Origin of the sequence: Ezakiella coagulans, assembly GCF_003096635.1 — a bacterium.
Taxonomy (GTDB): Bacteria; Bacillota; Clostridia; order Tissierellales; family Peptoniphilaceae; genus Ezakiella; species Ezakiella coagulans.
On record NZ_QEKV01000006.1, the window covers coordinates 17,265 to 33,105 of the forward strand.

Annotated in this window: 16 protein-coding genes; all 16 read left to right on the plus strand. The window is 35.9% G+C overall.

What is annotated here, in order from left to right:
* Nucleotides 1-31: 31 nt before the first annotated feature.
* Nucleotides 32-358, plus strand: a complete 327-nt coding sequence (yajC, locus tag C7381_RS05620) for a preprotein translocase subunit YajC (protein WP_116480225.1) — start codon at nucleotides 32-34, stop codon at nucleotides 356-358.
* A 14-nt stretch (nucleotides 359-372) separates the two neighbouring features.
* Entirely contained in the window at nucleotides 373-522 is a 150-nt protein-coding gene (gene scfA, locus C7381_RS05625) for a six-cysteine ranthipeptide SCIFF (protein ID WP_034547050.1), read from the plus strand.
* A 40-nt stretch (nucleotides 523-562) separates the two neighbouring features.
* A complete protein-coding gene (gene scfB / locus C7381_RS05630) occupies nucleotides 563-1,909 on the plus strand; it encodes a thioether cross-link-forming SCIFF peptide maturase (protein ID WP_116480226.1) in 1,347 nt (448 codons plus the stop codon).
* Nucleotides 1,910-1,920: 11 nt separating this feature from the next.
* On the plus strand, nucleotides 1,921-3,195 hold the full coding sequence (gene secD, locus C7381_RS05635) for a protein translocase subunit SecD (protein ID WP_034547046.1): 1,275 nt from the start codon (nucleotides 1,921-1,923) through the stop codon (nucleotides 3,193-3,195).
* A gap of 12 nt (nucleotides 3,196-3,207) precedes the next feature.
* Complete coding sequence (gene secF, locus C7381_RS05640) at nucleotides 3,208-4,086, plus strand: protein translocase subunit SecF (RefSeq protein ID WP_052085449.1); 879 nt, start codon at nucleotides 3,208-3,210, stop codon at nucleotides 4,084-4,086.
* Nucleotides 4,087-4,168: 82 nt separating this feature from the next.
* Nucleotides 4,169-5,914: a single-stranded-DNA-specific exonuclease RecJ gene (gene recJ, locus C7381_RS05645; protein ID WP_165803610.1), complete on the plus strand. Its 1,746-nt coding sequence runs from the start codon at nucleotides 4,169-4,171 to the stop codon at nucleotides 5,912-5,914.
* Nucleotides 5,915-5,918: 4 nt separating this feature from the next.
* Nucleotides 5,919-8,063 (plus strand): RelA/SpoT family protein, encoded by a 2,145-nt coding sequence (locus C7381_RS05650; protein WP_116480228.1) that lies wholly within the window; start codon nucleotides 5,919-5,921, stop codon nucleotides 8,061-8,063.
* Nucleotides 8,063-8,509, plus strand: a complete 447-nt coding sequence (gene dtd / locus C7381_RS05655; protein ID WP_116480229.1) for a D-aminoacyl-tRNA deacylase — start codon at nucleotides 8,063-8,065, stop codon at nucleotides 8,507-8,509. Before C7381_RS05650 ends, dtd begins: the two co-directional genes overlap by 1 nt.
* A 44-nt stretch (nucleotides 8,510-8,553) precedes the next feature.
* The gene (locus tag C7381_RS05660) at nucleotides 8,554-9,339 is read left to right on the plus strand and encodes a nitroreductase family protein (RefSeq protein ID WP_052085448.1); all 786 of its coding nucleotides are present in this window, start codon (nucleotides 8,554-8,556) and stop codon (nucleotides 9,337-9,339) included.
* A gap of 8 nt (nucleotides 9,340-9,347) precedes the next feature.
* On the plus strand, nucleotides 9,348-10,004 hold the full coding sequence (fsa, locus tag C7381_RS05665) for a fructose-6-phosphate aldolase (protein ID WP_116480230.1): 657 nt from the start codon (nucleotides 9,348-9,350) through the stop codon (nucleotides 10,002-10,004).
* The gene (glpX, locus tag C7381_RS05670; protein WP_116480293.1) at nucleotides 10,004-10,972 is read left to right on the plus strand and encodes a class II fructose-bisphosphatase; all 969 of its coding nucleotides are present in this window, start codon (nucleotides 10,004-10,006) and stop codon (nucleotides 10,970-10,972) included. Before fsa ends, glpX begins: the two co-directional genes overlap by 1 nt.
* A 65-nt stretch (nucleotides 10,973-11,037) precedes the next feature.
* Nucleotides 11,038-11,244: a 50S ribosomal protein L31 gene (gene rpmE / locus C7381_RS05675; protein WP_034547036.1), complete on the plus strand. Its 207-nt coding sequence runs from the start codon at nucleotides 11,038-11,040 to the stop codon at nucleotides 11,242-11,244.
* Between the two features lie 44 nt (nucleotides 11,245-11,288).
* On the plus strand, nucleotides 11,289-12,131 hold the full coding sequence (prmC, locus tag C7381_RS05680; protein ID WP_116480231.1) for a peptide chain release factor N(5)-glutamine methyltransferase: 843 nt from the start codon (nucleotides 11,289-11,291) through the stop codon (nucleotides 12,129-12,131).
* Nucleotides 12,121-13,197 carry a peptide chain release factor 1 gene (gene prfA, locus C7381_RS05685; protein WP_034547034.1) on the plus strand — a complete coding sequence of 359 codons (1,077 nt, stop codon included), beginning with the start codon at nucleotides 12,121-12,123 and terminating at the stop codon, nucleotides 13,195-13,197. Before prmC ends, prfA begins: the two co-directional genes overlap by 11 nt.
* Nucleotides 13,197-14,408 carry an aminoacetone oxidase family FAD-binding enzyme gene (locus C7381_RS05690; protein ID WP_116480232.1) on the plus strand — a complete coding sequence of 404 codons (1,212 nt, stop codon included), beginning with the start codon at nucleotides 13,197-13,199 and terminating at the stop codon, nucleotides 14,406-14,408. Before prfA ends, C7381_RS05690 begins: the two co-directional genes overlap by 1 nt.
* Nucleotides 14,389-15,684, plus strand: a complete 1,296-nt coding sequence (locus C7381_RS05695) for an NAD(P)H-dependent oxidoreductase (protein ID WP_116480233.1) — start codon at nucleotides 14,389-14,391, stop codon at nucleotides 15,682-15,684. Before C7381_RS05690 ends, C7381_RS05695 begins: the two co-directional genes overlap by 20 nt.
* Nucleotides 15,685-15,841 lie beyond the last annotated feature (157 nt).

The window sequence follows — 15,841 nt, forward strand, 5'->3', positions numbered from 1 at the left end:
ATTATATAATTACCATAAGTGAGGTGAAGAAATGTACGGAGCTACAACAGCAAACCCAACAGCAAACCCACTGATTTCTCTTTTACCTATGGTCGTTGTTCTAGGTTTTTTCTATTTATTCGTGATTAGACCACAACAAAAAAGGGATAAAGAGGTCCAAGCAATGAGAGCTGCCCTTAAACCGGGAGACAGCGTTATCACCATTGCAGGAACAATGGGTAAGATTTTACAAGTTAAGGATGACATTGTTGTTATTGAAGTCGGAACTCTCAAAAATCAAATTGAGATTCTAAAATCATCAGTTGCAACAATTTCAAAGAAAAAAGACGTTAAAGACGCAAAAGTAGACACTATTTAATTTGGAGGTAAAAAATGAAACTTATTAAAACATTGACAAAGAAAAACATAAAAGACACATTATGTCACGGCGGATGCGGCGAATGCCAAACTTCATGCCAATCAGCATGCAAGACCAGTTGCACAGTTGGAAACCAAAAGTGCGAAAATCCACAAAATAAATAAGTGGTGGTAATATCCACTACTTTTTTTTGGGGTTAAAATAATGGAGAATAGAATCCATAAATTTCATCTTAATGGCGTATATTGTATAATTGATATTAACTCAGGCAGCGTTCACGTTGTTGAAAAAATTATATACGATATAGTAGATGAATATGACAAGCTTTCGGACGAGGAACTTGCTTCTAAGTACAACTATGAATTATCCGATATAACCGAAGCGCTTTCAGAAATAAACTCTCTTAAATCGGAGGGTTTACTGTTTAGTGAGCCGATTGATGTTGACACTATTCCATTCGCAAATCAAAATATTGTAAAAGCTCTATGTTTACATATGGCTCACGATTGCAATTTGAAGTGTGAATATTGTTTTGCATCGCAAGGGAATTTTAATGGAGAAAAATGTCTGATGCCACTTTCTGTAGGAAAGAGAGCATTGGAATTTTTGTGCGAAAATTCGGGCAAACGTGTAAATTTGGAAGTTGACTTCTTCGGTGGAGAACCACTCATGAACTTCAGAGTTGTTAAAGAACTTGTGAAGTACGGAAGAGAGGTTTTAGAACCGAAATACAACAAAAATTTCAGATTTACAATCACCACAAACGGCGTTTTATTAAATGATGAAATAATTGATTTTATAAATGAAAATATATCCAATGTCGTTTTAAGTCTTGACGGAAGAAAATCCGTTAACGATAAAATGAGAAAGACTTTAACCGACAAGGGCAGTTATGATATCATCGTTCCGAAGTTTAAGAAACTTGTAGAAAAGCGTGGCGATAAAGATTATTATATTCGTGGCACTTTTACAAATCAAAATCTTGACTTCAGCGAAGATATTTTAAATTTTTATAATGAAGGATTTGAAAAGGTTTCTGTCGAACCTGTTGTAACGAATCCTAACGAATATTATGCAATAAGGGAAGAGCATCTTGACAAGATTTTGAAGGAATACGAAAAGTTTTCCAAAGATTATCTCGACATCTTAAAGAAGGATGATAAGTTTTTATTTTTCCACTTTATGATTGATTTATCTCAAGGTCCTTGCATAATAAAAAAATGTTCCGGATGCGGAGCAGGAAATGAATATATGGCTGTAACACCTCAAGGAGACTTATATCCTTGTCATCAGTTTGTCGGCGAAGAACAATTTAAGCTCGGCGACGTTTTTGAAGGTGTTAAGAATACAGAACTCAGAGATGAGTTCAAGTTTACTAATGTCTTTACAAAAGACGAATGTAAATATTGCTGGGCAAGGTTTTATTGTTCCGGCGGATGTCATGCAAACGCATGGTATAACAACAAAAACATCAATAAGGTTTACAAACTTGGCTGCGAAATGGAGAAAAAAAGAATTGAATGTGCCATTTCGATATTGGCCAACAGATAAGGAGGAGAAGGATGAAAAGTAAATCATTAGTTTACTTTACCTTGGTTGTAGCTTTAGTACTTGCAATTTTCGCAATTGGCGTATTCGGCTTTCAACTAGGTGACAAAAAAATCCCTAAGGCAAAAGATGCAATTCAATTAGGATTGGACCTTCAAGGTGGGGTTTATGTATTATTACAAGCTGACACTGATGCAAGTGGTCAAGAGTTAAGAAGATATATGGAACAAGCAAAGGCAATCATTCAACAACGTGTTGACGGTCTTGGCGTAAGTGAACCAAATATCGCTATTGAAGGAGATAATCGTATCCGTGTTGAACTCGCAGGTCTAAAGGACTCAGAAGAAGCATTGAAATTGATCGGTAAAACAGCTCAACTTCAATTCGTTGATCCTGATGGAAATGTAGTTTTAACAGGAAAGAACGTTAAAGAAAGTATCGTTCAATATATTAATGACCCGATTAAAGGTAACGAACCTGTAATCAGTCTTGAATTTGACGATGAAGGTGCAGAAAAATTTGCTGAAGCAACAAAGAGACTTGCAGCAGAAACAGATGCACAAAAGAAGATTTTATTTATCAGATTAGACGATGAAGTTATTTCAGCACCTATGGTTCATGAAGAAATCAGAGGCGGAAAAGCAATCATCAACGGTGGTAACGAAGCAATGAAGCTCGAAGATGCAACAAGAACTGCTACACTTATTAAAGCAGGTGCTCTTCCTATTCCTATGAAGGAACTCACAAGCTCGGTTATCGGACCTACACTTGGTCTTGATGCTTATGAAAAATCAATACTTGCAATTGGAATTTCATTATTATTAATTATGGTATTATTACTCGCATTATACAGAGTAATGGCAATTCCAGCATGTATCAGTTTGCTTGTTTATACTGAAATTATTATCGGATTCTTCCTACTTCTAAAAGTTAAGCTATCTCTTCCGGGAATTGCAGGACTTATGCTTTCAATCGGTATGGCCGTTGACGCAAACGTTATTATTTTCGAAAGAATTAGAGAAGAACTTAAAGCCGGAAAAACACACAAGGCTGCTATTAAAGCCGGATACAAAAATGCATTATCATCAATTATTGACTCAAATATCACAACATTAATTGCAGGTATTGTTCTTTATGTATATGGTATCGGTGCAATCAGAGGATTCGGTGTTACACTCATCCTTGGTATTGTTGCATCAATGTTCACAGCAGTACTTCTTACAAAATGGTTATTGGATTTAATGGCAAACATTTTTACATTTAAATCTAACAAATCATTTGGAGCTTAGGAGGGAAGAATTATGAATTTTGTAAAACACAGATATATTTATATGGCTATTTCAGCCATTCTCATAATTGCCGGAATTTGCTTTGCAGCTGTTAAGGGATTCAATCTTGGTATTGATTTCTCAGGTGGTACTGTTATAACAATTCAAGCACCTAAGTTTATCGAAGAAGAAAAGATTAGAAATATTTTTAAAAAATATGACAACACAATCGGTATTCAATACAGTGGAGAAAACAAATCCGACATCATTGTAAAAAGTACAAAAGACTTTGACACAACACAAATGACGGAAATCAAATACGCTCTTGAACAAGAACTTTCAATCGACAGAACTGCAATTTCTTCTGACTCTGCAGAACCGACAATGGGTAAAGAAATTCAAAGAAAAGCTATTATTTCAATTTTAATTGCTTCAGCTTTGATGCTTGTTTATATTACAATCAGATTTGAATTTTTATTCGGTGTCGCTGCTATTTGCGCTTTGATTCACGACGTTTTGATCACAGTAGGCTTCTATGCAATTTTCAGTTTCCCTGTAAATTCAAGTCTTATTGCTGCAGTACTCACAATTTTGGGTTACTCAATCAACGCTACAATCATTATTTTCGATAGAATCAGAGAAGAAAGAAAGCTTCAACCTAAAGCAACAAAAGAAGATATTATTAACTCAGCAGTTAACCACACTATAAGAAGATCTATCTTCACAACTGTAACAACACTTCTTGCAGTATTTACTCTATATTATGTTGGAGTTGAAGCTGTTAAAGTATTGGCTTTACCTTTAATCATCGGTATGGTTTCAGGTTTCTGGTCATCAGTATTCTTAGCTCCGAACTTCTGGTATATTTTCTGCGGCGGAGACGAAGCAAAAGTAGCACAAAACAAAAGATAATTTAATATAATACTGGAAATTTTATCCATAAAATGGTAGAATGGTATATAAGTACTCATTCTACTTTTTTATTGGAGGAATTATGTTGGAGAAATGGTTTTTAAGAAATAAGAACAATGCTCAGTCGCCTGACAAGAATTTAAATCTGTTGGAACGCACAAAGCTACGCATTCTTTATAACAGAGATATAACTGAGATTGACGATATGAGAAAATATTTTTTAAATCCATACGAAGCAATGTATGACGCAAATCTTTTTAATGATTTCCATATTCTTTATGATCGACTTATTTCTCTGAAAGAAAATAATGAAACAGTAGCTATCGTCGGTGACTATGATGTCGACGGAATTATGTCTACCACAATTCTTATTAAAACATTTAAACGCCTTGGAATTAACGTTACATATAAAATTCCTAACAGAATGTCTGATGGATATGGAATTAATAGACGTATTGTTGACGAACTTAAACTTGAAGGTGTGAGTCTTATTATAACTGTAGATAATGGCATTCAAGCTTTTGACGTTTTAGAATACGCAAAGGAATTGGGACTCGATGTATTTATTACAGATCACCACGAGTTAAAGGTTGAAGACGGGGAGTTTAAAATTCCGGATTCAATCGGTGCAATAAATCCGCATCGACCTGACAGCAATTATCCGTTCAAGCTTTTATGCGGTGCTGGTATTGCTTATAAAGTTGCAATTTTACTTTTAAAAAAATTCGGTGTATATGACGAAGCAATTGACAGGGAGCTCATAACATTAGCCGGCATTGCAACAATTTGCGATGTCGTAGATCTTGTAGATGAAAATAGGATAATTTCATATCATGGCTTACTGAACTATAGAACAACAACAAATTTGGGCTTGAGGGCAATTACAAAGGTCGCTAGCGTTGATATTTCAAAAGTGGATAGCTATCATATCGGATTTATTATAGGTCCACGATTCAACTCAAGCGGTCGATTGAAAACAGCTGATTTGGGTATAGAATTATTAACCACTGAAGATGAGGACAGAGCCCTTGAAATTGCAACTGAGTTAAATGATTTAAACGAAGAAAGAAAAACATATACCGAATCGGGATACAAGTCCGCTCTCGAAAAAATAGATTCAAATAATCTTCCTAGTGCGCTTGTCATTTATCTAGAAAATATTCATGAAAGTGTTGCAGGAATAATTGCAGGACGTATAAAAGAAAAATATTACAGACCGACAATTATCCTTACTGATGGAGAAGAAAATCTAAAAGGTTCAGGAAGAAGTGTTGATGAGTTTGATATTTATAGTTCTATTTCAGAGTTCAGTGATTTATGTTTAAAATTCGGCGGACATAAAATGGCTTGCGGACTCTCAATTGAAAAAGATAAGATGGATGAATTTAGAGATAAACTCATAAAATCTGCAAATAAATATGAGACTGACTTTATTAAAAAGGTTTATATAGACGCAATTTTCCCGCTTGAAATGGTGGATTTAAGATTTCTTGATATGCTAAATTCATTCAGGCCGTTCGGTAAGGCGAATGAGGAGCCGAAATTTGCGGACAATAATTTAAAATTTATAGGTTTTAATGTATTAGGAAAAAATAAAAATGTTATTAAACTATCTCTTGTTTCAAGTTCAAACAGAGTTGTTACGGCAATTTTGTTTGAGACTGAGGACGCATTCCTTAAAAGATTCAAAGAGGAATTTAATTTAGATATTTATGATTCAATACAAAAGGGACTTTACATGGATATTGTTTATTACCCTCAACTTAATGAGTTCAGAGGTAATAAAGAAGCACAAATAATCATAACAAACTATAGGTACAAGAGGTGATGGTATGCTTGAAGATTTATTAGCTTATATTTTAAAATATAATCCCGATGCCGATGTCGAGCTTATAACAAAAGCGTTTAATCTCGCTAAGGAAGCACATGAAGGACAGCTTAGAAAGAGCGGGGAACCTTATATTATTCATCCGGTCGCAGTTGCAAAGATTCTGTCTGAGCTCAATATGGACTCGCAGACGATTTGCGCCGGACTTTTACATGATGTAATTGAAGATACTAAGTACACATATGACGATATAAAGGAGATGTTTGGTGAAAACATTGCTGACATTGTCGAAGGTGTCACGAAAATTAAAAATTTAAATTATAAGAAAGCTGACGAGGCACAAGCGGAAAATATTAGAAAGATGGTTCTTGCAATGAGTAAGGACATCCGAGTTGTTATTGTTAAACTCGCTGACCGTCTTCACAATCTGAGAACACTTGAATATATGACCGACGAAAAGAGATACAGAATTGCAAGAGAAACACTTGATATTTATGCACCTCTTGCACATAGACTCGGTATTTCGAAAATTAAATGGGAGCTTGAGGACCTTTGTTTGAGGCATTTGGAGCCGAAGGCTTACTATGATTTGGTTGAAAAGGTCAATAAGAAGAGAAAAGAACGTGAAGCCGATTTAAATAAGATTATTGAAAAACTAAAACAAAAGCTGACCGAAGCAAATTTGAAATTTTCAATAGAGGGTAGACCTAAGAGTTTCTATTCGATTTATAAAAAAATGAAGGACCAAAATAAAAGTTTTGATTCTATTTATGACCTTACAGCTGTAAGAATTATTGTGGACACGGTAAATGACTGCTATGCCGCTCTTGGTGTTGTTCACGCATCATGGAAACCGGTTCCCGGAAGATTTAAGGACTATATAGCGATGCCTAAGCCTAATATGTACCAATCGCTTCACACGACCGTTATAACAAACGAAGGCGAGATTTTCGAGGTGCAAATAAGGACTTGGGAAATGCACAAAACGTCTGAATACGGGATTGCTGCGCACTGGATGTACAAAGAGAAAAAAGGAAAAACAAATCTTTCACAAAATCTCAAATGGCTACAACAACTTATGGAATGGCAAGCCGATCTCGCAGATCCAAAAGATTTCATAGACACACTAAAGGTCGACTTCTTTAACGATGAGGTTTTCATTTTGACTCCAAGGGGTGACGTTGTCGATTTGCCGATGGGCTCAACTCCTGTCGATTTCGCGTATAGAGTTCACACCGATGTTGGAAACAGAACCATCGGAGCAAAAGTAAACGGCAAGATTGTACCGCTTAATTATGAACTTCAAAATGGCGATATTGTTGAAATTACAACGTCTAAAAATATTTGTGGTCCATCAAGAGATTGGCTAAAGTTTGTAAAGAGCTCGAGAGCAAAAAGTAAAATAAAATCCTGGTATAGAAGTATCGACAAAGAAGAAAATATTGCTGTAGGAAGAGAACTTCTTACTTCAGAATTAAAAAGACTTAATATAAAACCTGAAGATGCGTTCTCAAAAGAAAATATGGAAGCTCTTTCATCATATTTTTCACTCAGTGAAATTGATGACTTATATCAACAAATCGGATATGGTTCTTTAAAGCTAAATGTTGCGGTAAATAAGATTAAATCACTTGTTGAGAATGTTTCTATAAAAGATGATGATGGCAATTTTATACAGCCTAATACGAACATTGTTTCGGACTCGCCGAGTTCGGTTATTGTGGATGATTTACCTGGACTTAAAGTGCGTTTCAGCAGATGCTGCAATCCGCTTCCGGGCGATGAAATTGTCGGATTTGTGACAAAAGGTCATGGTGTCACAATTCACAGAAAAGACTGTCCTAACACAATTTCTTTAAAAGAAAGACTTGGACAGATAAATGTTCGTTGGTCGTCAAACATCAGTGATGCGTTTGTTTCTGATATAGAGATTCGTGCGGTTGACAGAGTTGGACTCATAAGCGAAGTTGCCGGTTATATGAGAGAGCAGAAGTCTTCTCTTATAAACTTAAACGCAAAGATTGACGACAACAATTTAGCAACAATTTCTATGACCGTAAAAGTTCCAAACAAACAGGAGCTCAATCGAATCATAAAAGATTTGGGGCAAATACCGTCAGTTCTAAATGCGTACAGGAGAATTAACTGATGATTGCACTTATACAAGTTACTGACGGAGTTAAACTTTCGATTGATGATAAGGTTTACAATGAAACAACCGACAAGACATTGCTCGTTTTACTCGGAGTAAAAGACGACGACACAATAGAAGATGTGGATTATATTGTAAAGAAAATTCCAAAGCTTCGAATTTTTAAAGACGACGAGGACAAACTCAATCTTTCAGCACTTGATGTTGGAGCGAGCCTATTTGTCGTAAGCCAATTTACCTTATATGCAAAATGCAGAAAAGGAAACAGACCAAGCTTCGACAGAAGTGCAGGATATGAGAAAGGAAAAGAATTCTACGAAATGGTTGTCGATAAGCTCAAATCTACGGGACTCGAGGTTAAGACAGGCTCATTCGGAGCGATGATGGATATAGAATTTAATAATAACGGACCGGTTACTATTATTTTAGACTCCAATGAATAGATTTTTCTTTAACAATTTGTTATAATATATTTGGGAGGGATTTTATGCTAATAAGTAATTTTTTAACATCCAGAAAAAGTGACAGACACTTTAAAAACAAGAAAATCAACAAGGACTCATTATCAAGACTTGAACAAGTGTTCAATCTCATGGATAATGAAAGTGTAAGTTTCAAACTTTATGAAAACGGAAAAGATGTTTTCGAAGCTTTAGACGGTCATGCAGGCTACAACGGAGTTATGATTGAAGCACCTGCATATATTACAGTTACTTTTAAAGGTGATTCAAACAAGGATAAAGTTGTAGGCATGTATAAAGCCGAAGATGTTATAAGTCTTCTTGAAAAAGAAGGTCTCGGCAGTTGTTGGATCGGACTATTTAATACTTCCGAATCTGTAAAGGAAAAAGCTTTCCAAAATAAGGATGCAAATCTTATTTTAGCTGTTGGGTATCCTAAACCGAAGAACCCGTTTGTTCAAGAAGAAAAATCGGAAAGATTGCCGGTTGAAGATATCGTTTTCAGTGAAGAAATTGGAAATCCAATAAGCATTGATGAACTCGAACAACTCGGATTGGACGATGTGTTTTATTATGCAAGATTCGCTCCTAGCACACTCAATTCACAAAGCTGGAGATTTGTTATCAGACAAAATCAAGTAGTTTTATATTTAAAAGAAGTAAACGGAAAGCTTTACTATGAAGATATGGGCATCATTATGTACTACTTTGAACAAATGTATAATATGACATTCCACAAGGGTGAATGGAAGCTCGAAGACAATTTCGTAATGCACGACGGCTATGTAAAAATTGCCACAATGAATATATAGGAGATATTATGAAGTTATTTATTGATACTGCAAATATCGAAGAAATAAAAGAAATTGCAAAGTGGGGCGTTTTATCAGGAGTAACGACAAATCCGTCACTAATTGCAAAAGAAGGACGCGATTTTAAAGATGTCGTTACTGAAATTACAGGTCTTGTAGACGGACCAATAAGTGCTGAAGTAACATCATACGAAACAGAAGGAATGGTAACTGAAGCACGTGAACTTGCAAAAATTCATGAAAATATTATAATCAAGATTCCTATGACCAAAGAAGGTTTGGAAGCAATTTCAATTCTTCACAAGGAAAATATCAGGACAAACTGTACATTGATATTCTCTGTAAATCAAGCAATTCTTGCCGCAAGTGCCGGTGCAAGTTATGTAAGCCCATTTATCGGAAGAATTGATGATATCGGTTATGATGGAATGACACTCATAAAAGATATTATGAAAGTTTTCTACAACTATGGAGTTGAACCTGAAGTTATTGCAGCTTCTATAAGAACTGTTGGACATGTTAAAGAAGCAGCTCTTGCAGGAAGCGACATCGCAACAATTCCATATAAAGTATATAATCAAATGCTCAAACATCCTTTGACAGACAAGGGGATTGATGCATTTAAGAAAGATTGGGAAAGTTATCAAAGAAAGTCAGGCAATTAATGGATAGAAATTTAGTTTTAAATTTAGCTCGCGTTACCGAAGCCGCTGCACTTAACGGTGCAAAATGGCTCGGACGCGGAGATAAGAATGCAGCTGACCAAGCTGCGGTTGATTCAATGAGAAAGATGTTCGACACAATCGACATTTCAGGAACTGTTGTTATTGGTGAAGGTGAAATTGACGAAGCTCCAATGCTTTATATTGGCGAAAAAATAGGTCAAAGACATGAGGATTCTCCAAAGATTGACATTGCTGTCGATCCTCTTGACGGGACAAATGCCGTTGCAAAAGGCGGCACAGATGCAATTGCAGTTTTAGCTGTTGCACCTGAAGGACATCTTTTAAACGCACCGGACATGTATATGAATAAGCTTGCTGTCGGTCCGAAGGGAAAGGGTGTTGTTTCAATTGAAAAACCAATTGAAGACAATCTCATTGCACTTTCAAAGGCCTTAAATAAGGATATGTCTGACATTACAGTCGTTATGCTCGACAGACCGAGACACGACGACTATGCACAAAGAATCAGAAAAATGGGTGCAAGAATCAGATTTATTCAAGACGGCGACGTTTTAGGAGCAATTGCAACTTGTTTCGACCATGTAAGTGGCGATATTTTGATTGGCTCAGGCGGAGCTCCTGAAGGTGTTCTTGCAGCTGTTGCTCTAAAATGTTTAGGTGGACAATTCGAAGGAATTCTTTTACCTAAAGATGACGAAGAAAAAGCAAGATGCGAAAGAATGGGTGTTGAATGTGACAAAGTTTACACTATCGACGATCTTGTTAAAGGAAATGAATCCGCATTTGCTGCAACGGGTGTAAGCCATGGAGAACTTCTTGATGGAGTCAACTTTATAAGTAAAAACGTTGCAACTACTGAAACTTTGGTGCTTCGTCAAGAAACAGGCACAGTTAGATTTATAAAGGCTGTTCATCATTTAGATAAAAAGCCGGAATATGCAAAATAATACTTGACAAGTTGTATATAATTATGATAAAATAATCAAGTTAAGAGTGAAGAGAGGTGAAATCAATGAAAAAGGGAATTCATCCTGAATTTAAGGAAGTAACTGTAACTTGCGCATGCGGAAATACTTTCCAATCTGCATCAACAAGAGATGAACTAAAGGTTGAAGTTTGTTCTGAATGCCATCCGTTCTTTACAGGTAAGCAAAAATTTGCTGAACGTGGCGGAAGAGTTGAAAAGTTTAAAAAGAAGTACGAAAAGAAAGACAAATAGAACGGCTGCAGCTTTACGCAGCCTTTTTATTTTAATATTACGATATGAAATTATCTGATTTGCTGGCATACGGACAAAAAAATTTAATCGGTGTGGACAATGGCGAAAATGAAGCCATGATGTTTATCGAAGATTTATTCGGCTTTAAAAAATCCGATATTTTTTTGATGTCGGAATATAATATCAATGACGACGATGTAGCAAAATATAAAAAAGCTATTGAAACGAGGTTAAAAGGCGTTCCATACAACTATATTGTAGGGTTTAAAGAGTTTTACGACAGAAATTTTTTTGTCGATGAAAGAGTTTTAGTTCCAAGACAGGAAACCGAACTTATGATAGATTTCATTGAAAAATATTACGCCAAAAATCCACGACCAAAAAGGATTTTGGATTTATGCACGGGTAGCGGCGTCATTGCAATTACGCTTGAAAAAATTTTTGAAAGTGATACTTACGCATCCGATATCTCTTTAGAAGCACTTGAGGTTACAAAGATAAACGCAAAAAACCTTAATTCAAATGTGCATTTTATACACAGTGATTTATTTGATAGTATCGAAGGTAAGTTCGATTTGATTACTATTAATCCACCGTATGTGCCACGTGAAAGAAAACAATTTCTTTCGAAAGAGGTCAGAGATTTTGAACCGGACACAGCAATTTTTACAGACGATGACGGTTTATATATTATAAAAAGATTTTTAGATGAGTTTATAAATTTTGTAGAATCTCGTTTTTTAGTTATAATAGAGATAGACGAAACTCACAAAGATAAAATTATTAATTACTTAAAAAATAGAAATTTAAATTACAGTTTTTTGAAAGATTTTCAAAGTATGGATAGATTTCTTGTTATTGAAGGGAGTGATAGAAATGATCGATAATAAACAACTTGAAAGCATTAAGAAAAAGTATAAAGAATTAAATGATCTCATTATGGATCCAAATCTTTTAAACGATATGGAAAAATATCAAGAAACGATGATTGAGCATGCAAATTTAAGTGAAATTTATAATAAGGTTGTTCAATATGAGTCTTTGCTCTCTGATTTTGAGGCGAACAAGGAGTTGTTACAAGACGATCTTGACGATGAGCTTAAAGAGATGGCAAAAGAGGAACATAAAACTTTAGAAGAAGAGCTTGAAAAAACTGAGCTCGAAATAAAAACTCTTTTGATTCCAAAGGACCCTAACGATGATAGAAACGTTATCGTTGAATTAAGAGCGGGCACAGGTGGAGACGAAGCTGCACTTTTTGCCGGAGACTTATATAGAATGTACACAAGATATGCCGAAAGACAAAGATGGTCGATTGACATTATGAGTACAAATGAAATCGGTATCGGTGGATACAAAGAAGCGATTTTCATGATTAACGGTAAAGGTGCTTATTCAAGACTTAAATATGAATCGGGCGTTCACAGAGTTCAACGTGTTCCGGAAACTGAATCTGGCGGAAGAATTCACACTTCAGCTGCAACTGTTTCAGTTATGCCGGAAGCAAAAGACGTCGAAGTAAATATCGAAGAAAAAGATTTAAAAATTGACGTTTATCGCTCGAGTGGACACGGTGGACAATCCGTAAACACAACCGACTCCGCTGTTAGAGTTACACATATTCCGACAGGACTTGTCGTCGCATGTCAAGACGAAAAGAGCCAACTTAAAAATAAAGACAAGGCTATTAAAGTTTTGAAGACAAGGCTCTATGAAATGATGTTAAGAGAACAACAAGAAAAGCTTGCTGCTGAAAAAAGAAGTCAAGTCGGAAGCGGTGACCGTTCTGAAAGAATTAGAACATACAATTTCCCACAAGGAAGAGTTACCGACCACAGAATCAACAAGACGATTTACAAGTTGCAAGAATTTCTCGACGGCGATTTGGACGAAATGATCGACGCACTAAACACCGCCGCACAAGTTGAGCAAATGACAGCAACTGAAGAATAATGAAAGTTGCAATTGTTGGAGGAGGAGTAAGTGGCATTACTCTTTCTATTTTGCTTGCCGATTTTTTTGATGTAACAGTGTTTGAAAAAAATAACCGCATATTAAAAAAGCTTTTGGTTACCGGAAACGGCAGGTGCAATTTTTCAAATGAGATTATGACTCGTGAAAACTTTCATGGAAATGAGAAATTTTTGGACGAGTTTATAAAGTCCGCAGATTTAAGAGCGGGAGAGAATTTTTTAAATTCTATCGGAATTGTGTCCACAACAGACGAGAGGGGAAGAAAATACCCTATGAGTCTTCAAGCAAACAGTGTTGTGGATGCGTATCTTTCGGCAGTTTCCGAGAAAAATATTTCTATTAGATTGGACACAGCAGTCGAGGATATTGCGGTAAAAAATAATAAATTTATTATAAATTACGACTATGCATCTCCGTTTGACATTTGTATTTTGGCGCCCGGCTCTATGAGTTATCCGCAATTTGGAACCGACGGCACAAGCTACAAGCTTGCAACCAATTTAAACCACAGGAAAACAAGGATTGTTCCGGGCATCACGAGTTTGATTTCGAACATTCCTTTTTTAAAAGAGTTAAAGGGCGTTAAAATTGACGGCGAGTTGTCGTTTAATTTTGACGGCAAAATATATTCATACACGGGTGATATTCTTTTTACGGAAAATGGAATCAGCGGAAATACTGTTTTTGAATCGTCATCAATCATTTTAGATAAAAAGATAAATTCCGTTGTGCTCGATTTTATTCCAAACATTTCCGAAGACGATTTGATGGATATGTTAAATGAACGTAAGACCAATTTTCCAAAGAGAAAAGTCTCATGGATTTTAAACGGAATAATTCACAAGAAGCTTGCAAATGTTATTTTAAAGATTTTAAATCTCTACATAAATAAAGATTTAAATGAACTCACCGAATCTGATTTTAAAAACATTTCGAAACTCATAAAGAATTTCAATGTAAATGTTTTGTCGGGTGGTTCGTGGAAACAAAGTCAAGTGACCGTCGGAGGAATCGATTCTTCGGATTTGGATATAAATTTTCAATCAAAATTTATAAAAAATCTATTTATGGTCGGTGAATATTTGGACATATATGGCGATTGCGGCGGCTACAATATCACATTTGCACTTATTTCTGCAATAAGAGTGTGCGAATTTTTAAGGAGAAAATATGCAGGTACTATATCATAAATTAAACGAACTTTATAAAGACGGAAAGTTTATAAATGTGGCAGTAGTAGGTGCCGGTTTTATGGGCTCTTCGCTTATAAGTCAGCTGAATTTAATAAACGGATTTAAGTGCAATATCTGCTATTCTAGAAATAACGAAAAAACCAAAGATGTCTATCTTAAAATGGGCGTTTCGGACTCAAATATAAAATATATTGATTCGCCTACGGAATACGACAATAGCTCCGATAATTTCTATATAATGAACGATCTTTACAATTTTTTCGGGTTAGAAGATATAGATGTTTTTGTCGATGCGACCGGCGACCCGTACGAAGGCGCTAAAATCGCTTTTGAGGCAATTAAGCACGGGAAGCATATAGTTAGTCTAAATGTGGAATGCGACGTCGTGGTCGGCTCGTTACTCGCCGAAAAAGCAAGAGAGAAAAACGTCACCTACACCGGAATTGCAGGTGACGAACCCGGAACTGTAAAAGAGCTCTATGACTTTGCAAAACTTTTGGGTTTTGAAGTGCTTGCAATCGGAAAAGGTAAAAATAACCCGCTTGATTATGAAGCAAACTATGAAACAGTTGAGAAGGAAGCAAACAAAAAAGGAATAAGGCCTTATATGCTTGCATCATTTGTCGACGGATCAAAGACAATGGAAGAACTCACTCTCATGTGCAACGCCACAGGTTTTAAACCGGATGTGCCGGGTTGCCACGGAATTGTTTCCGATATAAAAAATCTCGACAAAAATTTAAAACTGAAATCCGAAGGCGGCGTCCTTGATTCATATAATGTTTGTGAATATGTCATGGGAATTGCGCCGGGTGTTTTTGTGCTTGTTAAAGCGCCGAACGATTTTATAGACCACGAAATGCGATTTTTAAAAGTGGGTGACGGTCCGAATTATGTATTATATAGACCGTTTCATTTGACAAGTATCGAAGTGCCGGTTACAATTCTTCAAGCTTATTTCTTTAATCTTCCGACAATTTGTCCGATTTCTTTAAAACCTGTTGCAGACACTGTTGCAATCGCAAAAAGGGATTTGAAACCTGGCGATTTATTGGACGGTCCGGGGGGCAAGACAATTTATGGAAAAATCATGACTTATTCTTCATCAAGAGAGATGAATTATATGCCATACGGATTGGCATCTGAAAATGTTAAAGTTGTTCGCGAAATAAAAAAAGGTGAACCGATAAAATACGACGATGTAGAAATAGAAAATTCAAAATTATTCGAGCTCAGAAAAGAGCTTGAGTTGTTGACAAAAAGTTTAAAATAGTATAAAATAAAGAAAGAAGACCGCGACAGATAATGAATTTTTTAGCGAGCAACGTACGGTGAGAGGTTGCAAAATTCAATTTGTCGGTATCAGCTTCGTTTTTCCCGAAAAGGGCGTCAGTTAAGCGTTAATTACTTAAAGTGGCAATCGCAAGCGA